Below are 16,041 nucleotides of genomic sequence, written 5' to 3' on the forward strand. Positions count from 1 at the left end.
GGGCACACCCCGCCTCGGGCCGGTTCCCCGCGCCTCGGGCCGGTTCCCCGGCACCCCGGGTCACTCCCACTCGATGGTGCCCGGCGGCTTCGAGGTGACGTCGAGGACGACGCGGTTAACCTCTTCGACCTCATTGGTGATGCGGTTGGAGATCCTGGCGAGCAGGTCGTAGGGCAGGCGGGTCCAGTCAGCGGTCATCGCGTCCTCGCTGGAGACCGGGCGCAGCACGATCGGGTGGCCGTAGGTGCGGCCATCACCCTGCACGCCGACGGAGCGGACGTGAGCCAGCAGCACGACCGGGCACTGCCAGATCTCGGCATCGAGCCCTGCGGCGGTGAGTTCGGCGCGGACGATCGCATCGGCCCGGCGCAGGGTGTCGAGGCGGTCCTTCGTCACCTCGCCGATGATGCGGATGCCCAGGCCGGGGCCGGGGAACGGCTGCCGGGCGACGATCACCTCGGGCAGGCCGAGCTCCCGGCCGATGGCGCGCACCTCGTCTTTGAACAGGGCGCGCAGCGGTTCGACGAGCGTGAACTGCAGATCTTCGGGCAGGCCGCCGACATTGTGGTGGCTCTTGATGTTGGCGGTGCCGGATCCGCCGCCGGATTCGACGACGTCGGGGTACAGGGTGCCCTGGACGAGGAACTCGATCTCCTCACCCGAGCCGTCGGCGGCGTTCTCGCGGGCTTCGAGGACGAGGTCGGCGGCGGCGCTTTCGAAGGTGCGGATGAACTCGTGGCCGATGGCCTTGCGCTTGGCCTCCGGTTCGGTGATGCCGGCGAGCTGGCCGAGGAACTGCTCGGCGGCGTCGATGGTCACCAGGCGGATGCCGGTGGCGTCGACGTAGTCGTTCTCGACCTGGGTGCGCTCATCCTGGCGCAGCAGCCCGTGGTCGACGAACACACAGGTGAGCTGATCGCCGACGGCCTTGTGCACAAGCGCTGCGGCGACGGCGGAGTCGACGCCGCCGGACAGGCCGCAGATGACCTTCTTGTCCCTCACCTGCTCGCGAATGAGGGCGACCTGCTCGTCGATGACGCTGGCCGGCGACCAGTCGGAGGACAGACCGGCGACGTCGTAGAGGAAGCTGCGCAGCACCTGCTGACCGTATTCGGAGTGCATGACCTCCGGGTGCCACTGCACGCCGGCGAAGCGGCGCTCGTGGTCCTCGAATGCGGCGATCGGAGCACCGGCGGTCTCAGCGAGCACGGTGAAGCCGTCTGGAGCTTCGGTGACGGAGTCCCCGTGGCTCATCCACACGGTCTGGGTCTCCGGCTGGCCGGCGAGCAGCGTGCCGGATTCGGTGACGGTCAGCTCGGTGGAGCCGTATTCGCGGCGGTCGGTCTTGGCGACGGTGCCGCCGAGTGAGGTCGTCATGATCTGGAAGCCGTAGCAGATGCCGAAGATCGGCACCCCGAGGTCAAAGACATCGGTGTCGAGGGCCGGCACGCCCTCGCCGTAGACCGAGGACGGGCCACCGGAGAGCACGATCGCCACCGGCTTGCGCTCGGCGAACTCGGCGGCTGTCGCGGTGTGCGGGATGACCTCGGAGTACATGCCGGCTTCGCGGACGCGGCGGGCGATGAGCTGGGCGTACTGGGCGCCGAAGTCGACGACGAGAACGGGTGGCACCTGCGTTGCGGCGGGAGTCTGGGTCATGTGCTCAATCCTAGTGTGCTTGGCGGGTGCGAGGTCAGCCCTCGACGGGGGCGACGACGACGGCCTGATCGAGTTCGTGCTGGACACGGTGGTGGACGCGGCGCTCGAGGATGAAGGACATGACCGGCACGACACCGGCCAGGGCCATGAGCAGCAACTGGCTGAGCTTCCAGCGCATCGTCTGGTTCAGCCACAGACACGAGATGAGGTAGACGACGTAGCACCAGCCGTGGCTGATGGCGATCGCGGCGGCGAGGTTGAAGCTGCCGATCATGAGCGCCTGGGAGGCGTCGCCGTTCATGATGAGGCTGACGATGATGTACTTGTAGATCATCTCGACGGTGAGGATGAGCAGCAGGGTGCCGGTGATGATCGCCATGACCCGGTAGAAGCGCGAGGCGTTGAGCGCTGAGGTGTAGCGGCTGTAGAGCCAGACGTTGTCATCGGACAGGTCGGGTCGGGCGTCGTCGGGGTGCTGGCGGGCATCATGGGGGTCAGTGACCATCGGTGTCCTTCATCGGGTGCTGCTGAGGCTGCGCGTCCTGGCCGGGCCGGCTCGCTCCGGCGGGCTTGACGACCACATAGTCTACTGTCTTCCCGGCCGCGGCGCGCTGCTGGGCGAGGTAGGCGTCGCGCAGCAGCCGCCACCAGATGTAGAACGCGAACCCGGCGAAGAACAGCCATTCGAGGGCGTAGACGCCGGACTGCAGGTCGAAGCCGCCGGATTCGTCTGCGTTGAGGTGCACGCGGGTGAGCCCATCGGCCGCTGCCGAGGCGCCCGGACCGGTGTCCTGTTCGGGGAACAGATAGCCGGAGTAGGTGTAGACGTCGAAGAGGTTGACCAGCTGCGAGGTCGAGACGGTGCGCACCTGCCCGGCCGGCAGGCCCTCGGTCGATTCGGGTCCTTCGATCGGGCCGAGCCGGGCGGTCATCTCGACCGCACCGTCCTTGGCACGCGAGTTCATCGCCGCGTCTTCGTTCTCCACCCAGCCGCGCACCACGGGGATGGCGATCGGGCGGGTCTCATCCGCCTCGGCGCCGGTGAGCTGGGCGTCCTCGCCGATCGTCGCGCCGTCGGGGGCGAACATCGTCACGACCCAGAAGCCCTCGGTGCCGTCGTGGTAGCGGCCGGCGACGACGACCTGCGCATCGGGCAGGTAGTGGCCGGTGAGTTTGACCCGCTGGTCGGCGACGAGGCCTGGCTGCGGGACCTGGGCGTCGACGACGTCGTTGAAGTCCTTGACGGTTTCGATGTCCTGGGAGCTCAGCGCGTCGTTTTTGTGCTGGGCGCGGTTAAGCTGCCAGTAGGACAGCCCGACGAAGGCGGTGGCGAGCACGAGGACGATGGCGAGGAAGCCCATCCAGCGTGGGGTGAAGGCGAGTCGGAGCATGCGGATCGAACGGCCCGGCGGCAGACCGCGGCTCAGAAACCGGCGTTCTGCGGCTGGTACGGGGAGACGACGACGTCGACGCGCTGGAACTCCTTGAGGTCCAGGTAGCCGGTTGTCGCCATCGCCCGGCGCAGCGCTCCGGCGAGGTTGACTTCGCCGATCGCGGTGTGGCCGGGACCGAAGAGCAGCTGTTCGAGCGGGGCGACGGTGCCGATGTCGACGCGGCGGCCGCGCGGCAGCTGCGGGTGGTGGGCTTCAGCACCCCAGTGGCAGCCCTTGCCCGGAGCCTCTTCGGCACGGGCGAGGGCAGAGCCGAGCATGACAGCGTCAGCGCCCATCGCGAAGGCCTTGATGATATCGCCGGAGGTGCCGAGTCCGCCGTCGGCGATGACGTGGACGTAGCGGCCGCCGGATTCGTCCATGTAGTCCCGGCGGGCGGCGTGCACATCGGCCAGTGCGGTGGCCATCGGGGCGTGGATGCCCAGTGTCCGGCGGGTGGTCGCGGCTGCTCCCCCGCCGAAGCCGACGAGCACACCGGCGGCACCGGTGCGCATGAGGTGCAGGGAGGCGGTGTAGGTGGCCGCGCCGCCGACGATGACGGGCACGTCGAGTTCGTAGATGAAGCGCTTGAGGTTGAGCGGTTCGGCGTTCGAGGAGACATGCTCGGCTGAGACGGTGGTGCCGCGGATGACGAACAGGTCGACACCGGCGTCGACGACGGTGCGCCAGTACTCCTGTGTGCGCTGCGGGGTCAGGGCGCCGGCGACGGTGACGCCGGCTTCGCGGATCTCGGCGAGCCGGGCGGTGATGAGCTCTTCCTTGATCGGCTCGGCGTAGATCTGCTGCATCCGCTCAGTGGCCTGCTCGGCCGGCAGCGTGGCGATCTCATCGAGGTAGGGCTGCGGGTCCTCATACCGGGTCCACACGCCTTCGAGGTCGAGCACGCCGAGTCCGCCGAGCTTGCCGAGCGCGATGGCCGTGGCCGGGGAGGCGACGGAGTCCATCGGGGCGGAGATGAACGGGATGTCGAAGTGATAGGCATCGATCTGCCAGTCGAGGGAGACGTCCTGCGGATCGCGGGTGCGCCTGGCCGGGATGATCGCGATGTCATCCAGGGAGAAGGCCCGCAGGCCGCGCTTGCCTTTGCCGATTTCGATTTCGCTGCTCACGCTTCCAGGGTATCGCAGGCCCCGGACATCGCTCTCACCACCTGCTCACATGCGCAACGCACCGGTCCCGAGGCGGTGGCCGGGGTGTGCGGCGGGCAGGGTGTGCGGCGGGCAGGGTGTGCGGCGGCTGGCGGCTCAGTCGCCGGTCGAGCCGTCGAGGTGCTCGCGGATGAGGTCAGCGTGGCCGAGGTGGCGGGAGTACTCCTCGATCATGTGCACGAGCACCCAGCGGACGTTCCACGCCTCGCCTTCGCGTGCAGGCTTGGCGACCGGTGCGGACAGGTCGGCGAGCCCTGCGGTGATCTCACGGGAACGGGCGAGGGAGTCGGCGAACAGGGCCCGCGCCTCGGCGGTGGGAATATCGGCAGCGAGGTCCCAGTCCCAGTCGTTGTTGCTCTCCCAGGGCGCGGTGGCCCAGGGCTCGGTGGGTGCGCGGCCGGCGACGCGGAAGCCGAACCAGTAGTCCTCGACGAAGGCCATGTGGGTGAGCATGCCGGCCAGCGTCATCGTCGATGGGGCGAGCGCGGTGCGCAGCTGCTGATCGCTGAGTCCTTCGGTCTTGCGCAGCAGCACGCTGCGGGAGAAGTCGATGAAGCCGGTGAGCACCTCGAGTTCGGTGCCGCTGTTCGGCAGTTGGCAGAGTTCGGTGGTCGTGTCGAAGGCCGGATTCATCTCCGTTGGCGCATCCATCGTCTCAGCGTAGTGGCCGTAGCTGAGCGCCGGCAATGGCCGACTGTGAGAGAATCATGGAATGACATTCGAGGCCAGGCGTCGCCGCCTGCTGCGCGGCAGCGCAGCTGCGACAGCCGCGACGCTCATCGCGTTGGCCTTTCACGTCATCGGCGGCGGTTCGCTGCCGAATCCCCTGGGCGTCATCGTTCCGTTGGCGCTGTCCCATCCCATCTGCATCATCCTCGCCGGCCGGAACCTCTCGCTCTGGCGGCTGTCGGTCTCGGTTGCGGCCAGTCAGGCGATCTTCCATCTGCTGTTCTTGGTCTTCACCGGCCCGGCAGCGCCAGGGCCCGCAACCGCCCTCGAACGGCACATGCTCCATCACGGCGGGCACGGCGGGCCGGCTGGCCACGGCGTACTGGCTGGCCACGGCGGGCACGGCGGGCCGGTTGGCGCCGATGTCCTCGCCGTTGCCGGCGGCGGGCATGCTGGGCATGACCACAGCTCACTGCCGATGCTCGCAGCGCACCTCGCCGCCGGTGCGATCACCGTGGCGATGATCTACTGGGCCGAAACGCTGCTCACCAGGATCGGGGCATGTGCGCGACTCCTCATCCGCGCCCTGCTGCCGGTCATTCCGCGTGTCCCCGTTCTTGCCGCGCACCCGCAGCTGCGCATCGCCCTGTGCTGGGTCGAGCCGCTGCGGCCGTGCCTGCTCCGGTCTCCGGTGCTGAGTCGCGGCCCTCCGGTGCTCGCTTTCTGATTCCCCCATCTCTCTGCGTACCTGCGCTGCGGCGCACGTGCGTGTTTCACCGACCCTTTTTGACAGAAAGCACACCATGTCCCATCAGACATCCCATGCACCTATCGCTTCGGGTGCCGGTCCCCATGACGACAGATCTCAGCATCCGCCTAGCGCGGGCGGGCAACCGGAACGGCAGCGCCGGTCGAGCTCCGCGTGGTTCTACGGCCTGCTGCGCCGTCTGCACTTCTATGCCGGCATCCTCGTCGGCCCATTCATCCTCATCGCCGCGATCAGCGGCGGTCTCTACGCGCTGAGTCCGCAGCTGGAGAAGGTCATCTACGCCGATGCCCTCACCAGCTCTTCGACTGCCACTGCCCTGCCCTTGGCCGAGCAGATCGCTGCGGCTGAGGCCTTCGCAGGCGAGGACGCGAATCTCAAGGCCGTCCGGCCAGCGCCCGAACCCGGGGCCACCACCCGGGTGCTCTACGCCGACCCGAACTTAGGCGAGAGCGAATCCCGGGCGATCTTCATCGATCCGGCCACTGCCGAGGTGAAGGGCGACCTCACCGTCTACGGCACCTCCGGCGCCCTGCCCCTGCGCACCTGGATCGACCAGCTGCACCGCAGCCTGCACCTCGGCGACGTCGGGCGGATCTACAGCGAACTCGCCGCCTCATGGTTGGGCATCGTCGTTGCCGCGGGGCTGTGCCTGTGGGTCATCCGCGCTCGCAAGTCCAAGCGGCGTGCCGAGCTGCTGCGCCCGAGCTTCACTCGCACCGGGCTGCGGCACACACTGTCGTGGCATTCCTCGGTGGGCGTCTGGGCAGCACTCGGAATGCTCTTCCTGTCAGCGACCGGCATCACCTGGTCGCAGTACGGAGGCGAGAACGTCTCGCAGCTGCGCGCCGCGCTCGGCTGGCAGACCCCGTCCATCTCGACGAGCGCCAGCGGTGCAGCCGACGACTCCGGCGGCCATGCCGGCCACGGTGGTCATGGCGGTCACGGAGGCCACGGCGGCCACAGTGGTCACGGTGGCGGAACGGCGGCCGAGGCCGCGCCCGTGGCAGATGCGGCGGACTTCGAACGGGTGCTCGCGAAGGCACAGGAGGTCAATGTCAACACCGGTCTCGTCGAGATCCGGCCGCCGGCCGATGCCTCTTCGGCCTGGGTGGTGCAGGAGATTCAGCGCAGCTATCCCACCGAAGTCGACGCGGTCGCATTCGACCCGCACACCCTGGCCATGACCGACCGGGTCGACTTCTCCACCTTCAGCTGGGCGGCCAAGATCACCCGCTGGGGCATCGACCTGCACATGGGTTCGATGTTCGGGCTGGCCAATCAGCTGGTGCTCTTCGCCTTCGCGATCGGCCTGGCGGCGATGGTCGTGTGGGGTTACGTCATGTGGTGGCAGCGCCGACCCCGCCACGACCAGTCGAAGCGGTTCGGCCCGGTTCCGAGACCCGGTGCGCTCCGCGGCGGTCCAGGACTGGCGGTGGCTGCGGTGGTGCTCGCTGCAGTGGCAGTCAGCGTTCTGCTCCCGCTGGTCGGAGTGAGCCTCGTGGTGTTCGTCGCCATTGATGTGCTCCTTGGGCTCAGAGCGCGGCGAAAGTGCAGGACGCCGCAGGCCAGCGGCTGAGCCGGCCAGCCTTCGCCGGGCTGTCGCTGACGCCCCATGCGTGGGGCGTTGATGCCCCGTGCCTGGGGTGCTGGTGCCCTCACGCCTGGGGTGCTGATGCCAGCACCCCAGGCGGTGCGCTCTCGGGCAGCGTTCCCGGAGGTGGCAGGCTCGGCCGCGAGACGGTCATCGTTCCTCAGACCTCGGGGGTGGGGGCGAGACTGCGGGCTCGAGCGCGGCCAGCTGCTCAGGGGTCCCTGCCATGATCGTCGCGGCGTGTTCGGTGATGGCATCGATCGGCCAGTCCCACCAGCGCAGGCTGAGCAGCAGTGCGACCTCGGCAGCGCTGAACCTGCTGCGGATGCGCCGGGCCGGGTTGCCGGCGACCACCTCGTAGGCTGCGACATCGCATGTCACGACGCTGCCGGCACCGACGATCGCCCCGTCGCCGATCGTGACTCCCGGCAGGATCATCGCCTCGCGTCCGATCCACACATCGCTGCCGATCTGACGGCGCTGCGGCAGCAGTCCGATCCGGCTGGTATGGGCGATCGCCTCAACCTGCGCGGTCGTCGGGCTGTTGCTGTTCAGCGGGTGCAGCAGGGACGTCACCAGCCGAGTTTTGCCGATCCCGTTGGCACCGGTGAGCGCAATGCGCTGAGGGCCCTGCACCATCACCGAGGCGCCAGTTGCCTCACGCAGTTCGGCGAGCCTGCGGCCGCTGTGAACCTCCGGGTCGGGCAGGTCGATGATGATCCGGTGGTCTGCGCGGATGCGCTCAGCCTGCTGTTCTGCAGACTCCTGCGCGGCAGCGACCTTGGCATCGAGTTCACCGCGCAGCTTGCCGGCCGAGACCTGTGCTTCGGTCTTGCGCTGCTTCATGATCATTTTGGGTTTGCGCTTGTTCTCGAAGTCGGTGCGCGCGTAGCGCTGACGACGTGCAAGCTTCGTCTGTGCTTCGATGCGCTGACGCTGCTCGCGACGCAGCTGCTGTTCGGCGGTGCGAAGTGCCTGCGCTGCCGCCTCTTGCTCTGCCTCACGGTGGGCGCGATAGGCCCTGTAAGGTCCGCCGAAGACAGACAAGGATCCGTCATAGAGCTCGGCGGTGTCCTCCATGAGCTCTAAGAGCGCGACGTCGTGGCTGACGATGATGAGCGCACCAGTCCACGCGGTGATTGTCTCGTAGAGTCGTTGGCGGGCGCCTCGGTCGAGGTTGTTCGTCGGTTCGTCGAGCAGGACGACACTGTCGCCGGCCAGCCGTGGCCCGGTCAGCGCGGTGAGCACGGTTTCACCCCCGGACAGCGTGCCGACCGTCCGGTCGAGGCTGAGCGACTCCAGCCCGGCGCTGTCGAGGGCGGCCCGTGCGCGGGAATCGATGTCCCAGTCCGTGCCGAGGGCGTCGAAGTCTGCAGCAGCCACCGAGCCGGATTCGATCGCGCGCAGCGCGGCGAGCTTCCCGGCGATGCCGAGCAGTTCGGCGACCGTCATGAACGGGCGCAGGGTGAGGTTCTGCGGCAGCCAGCCGACCGTCCCGCTGACGGTCACGGTGCCGCCGGTCGGCCTGAGCTGACCGGCGATGATGCGCAGCAGGGCGGACTTGCCGCAGCCGTTGTCGCCGATGAGACCGGTGCGACCAGAGTTGAAGGCGGCGGTGAGGCCCGAGAATACCGGGGTGCCGTCAGGCCAGGCGAAGGAGAGATCCGTCAGTACGACGGCAGGGCGATGGGTGATGGACATAGGGCTCCAGAGTTCGTCAGCTGAGGCACTGACGGCGGAGCCGAAACCACGGCAGCGTCAGCGCAGGTCGGGGTGCGGTGAACGCTGGTAGATGAGCACGATGTGTTTCCTCACTCAGTTGTGCCGTGGAAGTCCGGGTGTAACAGCCACCGCCGATTGCTGTCGGCCACTACCGTTGGGGCATGGACTGTGTGCCCGCTGCCGTGCTCGACCACCTCGATGCCGCCGATCCCGGCGGGGTGCTCGGCGTCTACCTGTACGGTTCGGCGGCCAGCACCGGCCTGAGACCCGACAGCGACATCGACCTCCTCGTCATCACCGCGTGCTCCCTCACCGATCCTGAGCGCCGCGGCCTCGTCGCGATGCTGCTGGGAGCCTCCGGCTGGTCCGGGCATGGGGAGTCCTTTCCCGAGGCGGCCGATCGCAGGCCGGTGGAGCTGACAAGCATCGTCCGCCCGGAGACAGACTCCTGGGCGAGCGCACTGATCATCGACTTCCAGTACGGCGAATGGCTGCGCACCGAAATCGCCGACGGCCTGCTGCCTGCGCCCACACCGGATCCGGATCTCATCATCCTCGCCGCGACGGCAGCCACCCATCACCGAGTGCTGCGCGGACGCCCGCTGGCTGAGCTGCTGCCGCCGGTGCCCGACGATCTGCTGCGCCGCACCGCCGCTGACCTCGCGGCGGTCGTGGCGGCCGGGTCCGCCGGGGATGAGTGCAATGCGCTGCTGACCTTGGCGCGCATCGTCGTCACCGCCGAGACCGGCCGGATCGTGTCGAAGGATGCCGCCGCCGAGGCGGTGGTTCGCTTGCTGCCCGACCACCAGCGCAGGCTGCTGGTCCGGGCACGGGAGGAATACCTCGGGCAAGGGGCACCGGGGTCACGCTGGGCCGAGGCAGCGGATGAGGTCGACGCGCTGGCGGGTGTTCTCGTGAGCCGGGCCCGGAGTGCGGTGGCGTGAGCGTGAGGGAATCAGTGCGCGTGCTCCGCGCGGTGCCTGCCGGTGACGAGCTGCAGGATCGAGGCGACGGCCAGTGCAGCGGCTGCCGCCAGGACGAGCAGCAGACCCCATGACGGCACGGCTTGGACAGGTCCGTGGGGTACGAGTTCACCGTCGAAGCCGGTGAGGATCTCGAGTTCGGTGCCGCTGTTCGGCGGTTCGTGGACGGGGGTGGCCAGTTCGTGGACGGGGATGGTCGGTTGCGGTGGCGGCGTCGCTGCCGCAGCGGGATCCATACCTGTCAGCTTACTCGGAAGAACGGAGCTGCGGAACCATATGTCGTTGATCGAAGTGCCGCGCAAGATCCCTCGCGTGCCGTGTCGATTCACCTGCCACCAACCCACATGGCACCTTGCCAAAGGTACTACCACGTTCGACCAATTGAAGGCCTTCGCACGACCCGAATAGCCTGTGATTGCACACACAAACGATGAAAGTGATTGAGATGCGCCTTGCGAAATCGACGATATCGATGATCGCAGCTGCAAGCATTGCCACCGCTTCCGTTGGCGTGGCACCCACATTTTCCAGCTCGGCAGGTGCAGCTGAGAGAATTACGGAGCATCCGCAAGCGGAACTAATAGCAAATCTCTTACAGAAGAAGAGCTCAAGGAGATCGGCCTCACTAAGGAAGACGCCGAGAAGCTCGCAGAAGAAACCGAAAAGGTCATTGCGGAGGCTGAGCAGAAGGGCGAAATCTCCGCGGGCGAAGCAACTCAGCTGCGAAAGAGTCTTCTCTCCGAAACCGATGGCGCGCGACCGGCTGCACTTCCCGTTTGGGCCGCTGCGGCGATTGTCGGCTGTGCCGGATCGGTTGCCGTCAGCGAAGGCAAAGCCCAGGTGAAGAAGGCGCTGAAGGAAGGCGGCGTCGACAGCGCGACCGACATTGCAATAGGCATCGGCGTCGACTGCGTGTTTGGGGCCGTTCCCGGCGGCGCTATTGGAGCATTTGCGAAGAAGAAACTGACAACGCCTATTAAGAACGCCCTGAAGCCACACGTAAAGAAGATTGTAGAGCGCATGAGCCGAGAGTGACATGAATGATCTGAGCGGGCTCGGCATGATTTGAATACCGGGCCCGCTCGGATTAAGGGGGTTGAAATGAACGCAAAGACGCTGACTGTCTGCGCAGGCAGTCTGACCTTCTGTGCATGGGGAACTCTGGGGATGATCGTACGGAGCTTCCTCACCGGCGCTGCCGTTGCAGCCTCAGATTGGATCCTGTTAGCAGTGACCGCGATCCTCTCTGCGATCACGTGGACCGCGGTGCGGATGACGGGCCATGGCATTGAAGCGCTCGGTATTCTCGGAAGTCGTCTGTGGAGCTCAGCCACCCTGTTCCTCTTCGCCCTCTCGTTCGCGCTTCCAGGTCTGCTGTTGCGCTCGTCCGACGCCGCGGATCTCATCGTCGCAGTGACCGTCGCAGCGGCAATTGCCGCCCTCGGTCAGTGGATTCTGCACCGACGGGTCTTCTCACCGCCTGACTCACCTGACGGCCTCGACGGGGGATCGGCGAACACACCCTGAATGCGCCCGTACCCCGGACGGAACGGCTCGGTCACGGCACACCGTGGTCCGAGAGCCTCGCTTACGACCTGTGCTGAACCCGGCGCTTCGCGGCGACGAGCTGCAGGATCGAGGCGAGCGCGAGTGAGGCGGCCGCGGCGAGGACGAGCAGCAGACCCCAGGACGGCTCCGCGCGGACCGGCCCGGAGGGCACGAGCTGGCCGTCGATGATGTGGTCGTACATGATGTACGGCCAGTCGGCGGTGACGACGCCGACAGCTCCGGTGAGCAGACAGGCGCTGCCGGCCAGACCGATCCAGCCCCACACGCGCCGGCGCCAGCCGGCGAGCGACTGGACGGCCATGAGAACGCTGATGCCGGCTCCGGGCGCAAGCAGCCAGGCAAGCAGTGCGACGCTGATGGCTGCGATGAGGTTGACGCGGAGGATGCCGGGCCCGGGGTTCTGCAATTCGAGCAGCGGGAAGACGAAGGTCAGGCCCAGCAGCACCGGTGGTGTGATCGCCACGAGGCGGGAGAGCCGAATCATGCCGGTTCCGAATCGGTGCGTGTGACGGCCGGTTGTGCCTGGCGGGCAGAGAGCAGCTGCAGGGTCGCGACATGGGCGAGCACGCCGGCAGCGCACACGATGAGCAGCAGGCCCAGCCACGGTTCGGGGACCTCCATGCCGCCGGTCGGCCGGCCCTGCTCGTCGACGCCGTCCCACAAGAGGGAGGGCCGATTCTCCCCGGTGAACGCCCCGAAGGCCCCGAGTGTCAGAAAGAGCGCGCCGGTGTAGCCGATCCACGCCCAGATGCGTGGCCGCCAGCCGACGAAGGTCTGGATGACCATGAGCACGGCGATGAGGATGCCGGGTGCGAGCAGCGCGGCCAGCGGTGAAAGGGCGGCGGTGACGGCGTTGACGGCGAGGTCGTCAACGTGTGCGTCCTCGACGCGCAGCACCGGCACCGGAATCGTGGCCGCCAGCAGTACGACCGTCAGGGCGGCCAGCACGCGGGTTGTCGTTCTCATATCTCCATCCTCATCTGACTCTGCGTGCCGGTGGTGACGCGACTGTGCCGGTTCCGGCACAGCGGCAGGTGAGCACCGCCTCGGGCACGGGGTCACGAGCCAAAGCGCCCACCGCTGCGCGGGTGCAGTGGGCTGCGATCTGCACGAGACCGGCGGCGATGAGCGCGAAACCGGCTGCGGCCGCGAACGCCAGGCCCCACCAGGGGTCGGGATGCTCAGCGCCGGCGATCGGCATCCCGTTGGGGTCGATCTTGTCCCACATGATGACGTTGTCGCGCCCCGTGCGGATCGCATCGATGCCGCCGATGAGCTGGAGAACTCCCCAGGCGATGGCGAACGCACCGGCGACCCGCGTGCGCACGCCGGTGAGTGCGACGACGATGACGGTGACAGCCATGACGATGACGGGCACCGCCAGCAGCGCCAGCGTTGAGGCTCCGCCCATGGTGATGAGGACGTCATACTGGGCGAAGTCCCGGTTGGCGTAGCGCATCACCGGCATCGTCAGCGAACCGATGAGGCAGGCAAGCGCGGCGACAGCGAGCAGGCAGGAGGTCAGTCTCATGTCTCCAGCGTGGCCGCTGCCGGCGTCACCGCGGTGACGTCGATGTCACCGTCCTGTCACACGAGCCCGAAGCCCTCGGCCTGGGCGATGATCTCATCGGCGGTGAAGCTGATGTGGGGCAGGTGGGCGGACTGTTCGACGACGTGCATGCACACCCGCCGGGAGGGCACCGGGTGGGTCAGCGCGACACTTGTGAGCCCGACCGGCAGGCTGAGCACGGCCAGGGCCGGCAGCAGGGTGATGCCGTGGCCGGCGGCAACGAGGGCGAGCGCTGCGTAGTGGCCTTCGGAGCGGGCGATGACCCGCGGGGAGATCCCGGCGGCGGCACACGCGTGCCGGATCGCGCTCATTCCGGCTGTGGCGCGGGATTCGGCGTCGATCCAGCGCTCCTCGGAGATCTCGGCCAGCGGCACCTCACTGGCGTCGGCGAGGTGGTGGCTGGTGGGCACCACGAGGTGGAACTCGTCGTCGAACAGCGGTGTGCGGATGGTGCCGGGCACCTCGGTGGCGGCGGCGAAGCCGGCCTCGCTGCGGATCTCGATGTCCGGCAGCCGCGGGGAGGGCGCGGAGTCGCGCTCATTGTCGAGGATCTCGAAGCGGATCGTCGGAAAGGTCCTGACGACGGAGTCGACGACCGGTGGCAGCAGGGTCTCGTGGAAGGAGGTGAACCCGGAGAACACGATGCGCGGGTTCTTCCTCGCGGTGTTGCCGACATGCATCCCGGCCGATCCAGCGCTGGTCGACTATGCGATCGGCGTCGGCACGATCGTCGGCTGCCTGGGCCTCTACGCCGCGGGTCTCGCGCTCGTCGCCGACCGGGTGTCCTCGCTGCTGCGCGCCCCGCGGGCCGATATGGTCCTCGACATCGTCTCAGCCAGCGTGCTCAGCATCCTCGGCGTGCTCATCCTCGCCCTGTGAGCCGGGCGCTCGCCTGGGCTCCCTGACTCCCCTGGTGCTGCCCCCGACCTGACAGCTTCCCTCGCCCGGACGGCGCGGTCAGCCGTTGACGGCGTCGTCGACGGCGGGTTCCAGCTCGGGATAGGCGAACTCGTAACCGGCGGCGAGCAGCCGTTCGGGCAGCACCCAGCGGCTCTTGAGCACGAGTTCGGTCTCAGTGCGCATCGCGATCGCGCCGAGCTCGAGCATCCAGCGGGCCACCGGCAGGCCGACCGGCGTGCCGGTCGCACGCCGGATCGCGGCCATGAAGCCGCGGTTGTCCGAGGGGTTCGGAGCGGCGGCGTTGATGGGCCCGTCGAGCTCGGGATGGCCTTCGAGGAAGTCGATGATGCCGGCGACGTCGTCGAGGTGGATCCAGCTGAACCGCTGCCGGGCTCCAGGTGTGCCGTAGGCGTGGGCGGTGCCGGCACGCCGCCGGCCGGGAGTGACCGGCCAGCGGCCGTCGTACTGGGCACCGCCGAGGCCGATGCGGGCTAAATTGATGAGCGGGCCGAGCGCGCCATTGCGGCTGCCGGACCCAGCGCTGCCGGCCCCGGACGTGTCGTGGCCGAGGACGATCGCGGTGCGCAGGGCGACCCGGCGGGTGGCCGGCAGGTCGGCGGCGAAGAGCGCACGCTCCCAGGCGCGGGCGACGTCGACGGAGAAGCCCTCGCCGATCTCGCCGCCGGATTCGGTCATCGGCCGGTCATCGGCATGCCGGTAGATCGTTGCGGTCGAGGCGTTGATCCACAGCGGCGGCGGGTTCTGCGCTGCCGCGATCGCATCGGACAGGGCCGTGGTGGTCGACAGCCGTGAGGTGAAGATCTCCTCGCGGTTCTTCGCCGTGTAGCGGCAGCCGACGCTCTTGCCGGCCAGCCCGATGACAAGCGCCGCACCGTCGACGGCGGAGGCGATGCCGCCTGTGTCATCCCAGGTGAGATCGGCGTTCGACCGGGAGATCGTGATGACCTCCCGGCCGCAGGCCCGATACCTGTCGACGAGGTGGCGGCCGATGAAGCCGCTGGATCCACCGATGACGACCCGCCCACGGCCGGCCGCCCCAGCGCTGTCCTGGGAGGTGCTGGCTGGGGTGGCCTCGGGGGTGTCGTGCATCGTCGTCATTCGCTCAGGATAGCGCGGCCTCGTCTGCCGGTGTGCCGAGTGCGGCGGCGTCCCAGGACTGGAAGACGTGGGCGGAGGCCCAGAAGTGCAGTTCGTAGACAGTCGCCTGGGCGAAGGCGGCCGTCATCGCCTGGCGGGTGGCTTCATCTGCGGCGGCCATCTCGCGTTCGAGGATCGCGACCGCTCCGTCGACCGATTCGTCGAACTCCGGGCTGTCATAGGTTTCGATCCACGCACGGTACGGGTGGGCGTCCATGCCGTCGCCCACCCGTTCGGTGAGCACCTTGCCCATATGCGCATACACCCAGAAGCACGGCAGCACCGCAGCCACGCCCACCGGGTAGGCCGCGGTCGAGGCCTGCGCGATGAGGTAGGAGGTGTAGCCCAGCGTCGTCGGCGAGGGCCGCGGGTCGCCGGCGTCGTCGGTGAGCTCATCGCGGGCCGGGGCGAAGCCCTCATCAGCGAGCAGCGCGGCATGCATGTCCTCTTCGACGGTGACGGCTTCGCCAGCGGCCTGCGCCCAGAAGCGGGTGTCCTCGCGGCTCGGGGCGCGCACGCCCAGCTGGCACATCGCGCGGGCGTAGCCGTTGAGGTAGAGCTCGTCCTGCAGGATGTAGTTGACGAAGGTCTTCACCGGCAGCTCTCCGGTGGCCAGAGCGTCGAGGAAGGGCAGGTTCTCGATCTCATCGAGGGTGTCGGCCACGGAGTCCCAGATCGCCTGGGAGTGCTCGCCTGCGACGAAGCGGTTGCGGTCGGTCATGTCAGTCCTTTCAGCACGGGATGTGTGGGGGGTGTCCCTATGGTGGTTGTCAAGCAGCTGCAGAGATTCGGGGCTCGTATAGCGTGCCTGTTTTCATCATCGCGTACATGACGTTCAGTCGGCGACGCGCC

Annotated in this window: 19 protein-coding genes; 6 read left to right on the top strand and 13 right to left on the bottom strand. The window is 68.1% G+C overall.

From position 1 onward, the window contains the following. Positions 1-60: 60 nt before the first annotated feature. From guaA to ACFFN1_RS05705, 5 genes are all read right to left on the bottom strand, one after another. A complete protein-coding gene (gene guaA, locus ACFFN1_RS05685) occupies positions 61-1,659 on the bottom strand; it encodes a glutamine-hydrolyzing GMP synthase (protein ID WP_376839443.1) in 1,599 nt (532 codons plus the stop codon). Between the two features lie 34 nt (positions 1,660-1,693). Then, complete coding sequence (locus ACFFN1_RS05690) at positions 1,694-2,164, bottom strand: DUF3817 domain-containing protein (RefSeq protein ID WP_376839445.1); 471 nt, start codon at positions 2,162-2,164, stop codon at positions 1,694-1,696. Then, on the bottom strand, positions 2,154-3,050 hold the full coding sequence (locus ACFFN1_RS05695) for an SURF1 family protein (RefSeq protein WP_376839446.1): 897 nt from the start codon (positions 3,048-3,050) through the stop codon (positions 2,154-2,156). Before ACFFN1_RS05695 ends, ACFFN1_RS05690 begins: the two co-directional genes overlap by 11 nt. A 32-nt stretch (positions 3,051-3,082) precedes the next feature. Further along, on the bottom strand, positions 3,083-4,219 hold the full coding sequence (locus ACFFN1_RS05700) for a GuaB3 family IMP dehydrogenase-related protein (RefSeq protein WP_259877160.1): 1,137 nt from the start codon (positions 4,217-4,219) through the stop codon (positions 3,083-3,085). 135 nt (positions 4,220-4,354) lie between these two features. Beyond that, complete coding sequence (locus tag ACFFN1_RS05705; protein ID WP_376839448.1) at positions 4,355-4,909, bottom strand: DinB family protein; 555 nt, start codon at positions 4,907-4,909, stop codon at positions 4,355-4,357. A 61-nt stretch (positions 4,910-4,970) separates the two neighbouring features. Between ACFFN1_RS05705 and ACFFN1_RS05710 the strand changes: the two genes are divergently transcribed. Both ACFFN1_RS05710 and ACFFN1_RS05715 read left to right on the top strand, forming a co-directional pair. Continuing rightward, the gene (locus tag ACFFN1_RS05710; protein WP_376839449.1) at positions 4,971-5,654 is read left to right on the top strand and encodes a hypothetical protein; all 684 of its coding nucleotides are present in this window, start codon (positions 4,971-4,973) and stop codon (positions 5,652-5,654) included. A 76-nt stretch (positions 5,655-5,730) separates the two neighbouring features. Beyond that, entirely contained in the window at positions 5,731-7,272 is a 1,542-nt protein-coding gene (locus ACFFN1_RS05715; protein ID WP_376839450.1) for a PepSY-associated TM helix domain-containing protein, read from the top strand. Positions 7,273-7,437: 165 nt separating this feature from the next. Here the strand turns inward: ACFFN1_RS05715 and ACFFN1_RS05720 are convergent, their stop codons facing one another. Continuing rightward, positions 7,438-8,988: an ATP-binding cassette domain-containing protein gene (locus tag ACFFN1_RS05720; protein WP_376839452.1), complete on the bottom strand. Its 1,551-nt coding sequence runs from the start codon at positions 8,986-8,988 to the stop codon at positions 7,438-7,440. Between the two features lie 182 nt (positions 8,989-9,170). On the opposite strand from ACFFN1_RS05720, the gene ACFFN1_RS05725 reads away from it, so the two are divergent. Then, the gene (locus ACFFN1_RS05725) at positions 9,171-9,953 is read left to right on the top strand and encodes an aminoglycoside adenylyltransferase domain-containing protein (protein WP_376839454.1); all 783 of its coding nucleotides are present in this window, start codon (positions 9,171-9,173) and stop codon (positions 9,951-9,953) included. A gap of 11 nt (positions 9,954-9,964) precedes the next feature. Here the strand turns inward: ACFFN1_RS05725 and ACFFN1_RS05730 are convergent, their stop codons facing one another. Next, positions 9,965-10,228, bottom strand: a complete 264-nt coding sequence (locus ACFFN1_RS05730) for a hypothetical protein (RefSeq protein WP_376839455.1) — start codon at positions 10,226-10,228, stop codon at positions 9,965-9,967. 604 nt (positions 10,229-10,832) lie between these two features. Between ACFFN1_RS05730 and ACFFN1_RS05735 the strand changes: the two genes are divergently transcribed. Further along, positions 10,833-11,027: a hypothetical protein gene (locus ACFFN1_RS05735; protein WP_376839457.1), complete on the top strand. Its 195-nt coding sequence runs from the start codon at positions 10,833-10,835 to the stop codon at positions 11,025-11,027. Between the two features lie 66 nt (positions 11,028-11,093). Beyond that, on the top strand, positions 11,094-11,519 hold the full coding sequence (locus ACFFN1_RS05740) for a hypothetical protein (protein ID WP_376839459.1): 426 nt from the start codon (positions 11,094-11,096) through the stop codon (positions 11,517-11,519). A 61-nt stretch (positions 11,520-11,580) separates the two neighbouring features. On the opposite strand, the gene ACFFN1_RS05745 is transcribed toward ACFFN1_RS05740, so the two are convergent. The 4 genes from ACFFN1_RS05745 to ACFFN1_RS05760 are packed head-to-tail and all read right to left on the bottom strand — an operon-like array spanning position 11,581 to position 13,772. After that, positions 11,581-12,045: a hypothetical protein gene (locus ACFFN1_RS05745; RefSeq protein ID WP_376839461.1), complete on the bottom strand. Its 465-nt coding sequence runs from the start codon at positions 12,043-12,045 to the stop codon at positions 11,581-11,583. Further along, on the bottom strand, positions 12,042-12,527 hold the full coding sequence (locus ACFFN1_RS05750) for a hypothetical protein (RefSeq protein WP_376839463.1): 486 nt from the start codon (positions 12,525-12,527) through the stop codon (positions 12,042-12,044). The genes ACFFN1_RS05745 and ACFFN1_RS05750 overlap by 4 nt, the downstream gene beginning before the upstream one ends. A gap of 10 nt (positions 12,528-12,537) precedes the next feature. Then, positions 12,538-13,092 carry a hypothetical protein gene (locus ACFFN1_RS05755; RefSeq protein ID WP_376839464.1) on the bottom strand — a complete coding sequence of 185 codons (555 nt, stop codon included), beginning with the start codon at positions 13,090-13,092 and terminating at the stop codon, positions 12,538-12,540. A gap of 56 nt (positions 13,093-13,148) precedes the next feature. Next, entirely contained in the window at positions 13,149-13,772 is a 624-nt protein-coding gene (locus ACFFN1_RS05760) for a LysR substrate-binding domain-containing protein (protein WP_376839466.1), read from the bottom strand. On the opposite strand from ACFFN1_RS05760, the gene ACFFN1_RS05765 reads away from it, so the two are divergent. Then, the gene (locus tag ACFFN1_RS05765) at positions 13,756-14,010 is read left to right on the top strand and encodes a hypothetical protein (protein ID WP_376839468.1); all 255 of its coding nucleotides are present in this window, start codon (positions 13,756-13,758) and stop codon (positions 14,008-14,010) included. The two genes, ACFFN1_RS05760 and ACFFN1_RS05765, sit on opposite strands and share 17 nt — an antisense overlap. Positions 14,011-14,088: 78 nt before the next feature. Here the strand turns inward: ACFFN1_RS05765 and ACFFN1_RS05770 are convergent, their stop codons facing one another. Continuing rightward, positions 14,089-15,141: an epimerase gene (locus ACFFN1_RS05770; protein WP_376839474.1), complete on the bottom strand. Its 1,053-nt coding sequence runs from the start codon at positions 15,139-15,141 to the stop codon at positions 14,089-14,091. Between the two features lie 13 nt (positions 15,142-15,154). Further along, on the bottom strand, positions 15,155-15,910 hold the full coding sequence (locus tag ACFFN1_RS05775) for a TenA family protein (protein WP_376839470.1): 756 nt from the start codon (positions 15,908-15,910) through the stop codon (positions 15,155-15,157). Positions 15,911-16,041 lie beyond the last annotated feature (131 nt).

The sequence above is a fragment of the Brevibacterium otitidis genome, from assembly GCF_042429315.1.
GTDB classification, from domain to species: Bacteria; Actinomycetota; Actinomycetes; order Actinomycetales; family Brevibacteriaceae; genus Brevibacterium; species Brevibacterium otitidis.

What these genes read in the sequence shown, in the direction of transcription:
- ACFFN1_RS05710 (WP_376839449.1), top strand. Translation starts at nt 4,971, where the DNA reads ATGACATTCGAGGCCAGGCGTCGCCGCCTGCTGCGCGGCAGCGCAGCT.
- ACFFN1_RS05690 (WP_376839445.1), bottom strand. Translation starts at nt 2,164, where the DNA reads ATGGTCACTGACCCCCATGATGCCCGCCAGCACCCCGACGACGCCCGA.
- ACFFN1_RS05770 (WP_376839474.1), bottom strand. Translation starts at nt 15,141, where the DNA reads ATGCACGACACCCCCGAGGCCACCCCAGCCAGCACCTCCCAGGACAGC.
- ACFFN1_RS05695 (WP_376839446.1), bottom strand. Translation starts at nt 3,050, where the DNA reads ATGCTCCGACTCGCCTTCACCCCACGCTGGATGGGCTTCCTCGCCATC.
- ACFFN1_RS05745 (WP_376839461.1), bottom strand. Translation starts at nt 12,045, where the DNA reads ATGATTCGGCTCTCCCGCCTCGTGGCGATCACACCACCGGTGCTGCTG.
- guaA (WP_376839443.1), bottom strand. Translation starts at nt 1,659, where the DNA reads ATGACCCAGACTCCCGCCGCAACGCAGGTGCCACCCGTTCTCGTCGTC.
- ACFFN1_RS05775 (WP_376839470.1), bottom strand. Translation starts at nt 15,910, where the DNA reads ATGACCGACCGCAACCGCTTCGTCGCAGGCGAGCACTCCCAGGCGATC.
- ACFFN1_RS05740 (WP_376839459.1), top strand. Translation starts at nt 11,094, where the DNA reads ATGAACGCAAAGACGCTGACTGTCTGCGCAGGCAGTCTGACCTTCTGT.
- ACFFN1_RS05705 (WP_376839448.1), bottom strand. Translation starts at nt 4,909, where the DNA reads ATGGATGCGCCAACGGAGATGAATCCGGCCTTCGACACGACCACCGAA.
- ACFFN1_RS05715 (WP_376839450.1), top strand. Translation starts at nt 5,731, where the DNA reads ATGTCCCATCAGACATCCCATGCACCTATCGCTTCGGGTGCCGGTCCC.
- ACFFN1_RS05755 (WP_376839464.1), bottom strand. Translation starts at nt 13,092, where the DNA reads ATGAGACTGACCTCCTGCCTGCTCGCTGTCGCCGCGCTTGCCTGCCTC.
- ACFFN1_RS05725 (WP_376839454.1), top strand. Translation starts at nt 9,171, where the DNA reads ATGGACTGTGTGCCCGCTGCCGTGCTCGACCACCTCGATGCCGCCGAT.
- ACFFN1_RS05730 (WP_376839455.1), bottom strand. Translation starts at nt 10,228, where the DNA reads ATGGATCCCGCTGCGGCAGCGACGCCGCCACCGCAACCGACCATCCCC.
- ACFFN1_RS05750 (WP_376839463.1), bottom strand. Translation starts at nt 12,527, where the DNA reads ATGAGAACGACAACCCGCGTGCTGGCCGCCCTGACGGTCGTACTGCTG.
- ACFFN1_RS05720 (WP_376839452.1), bottom strand. Translation starts at nt 8,988, where the DNA reads ATGTCCATCACCCATCGCCCTGCCGTCGTACTGACGGATCTCTCCTTC.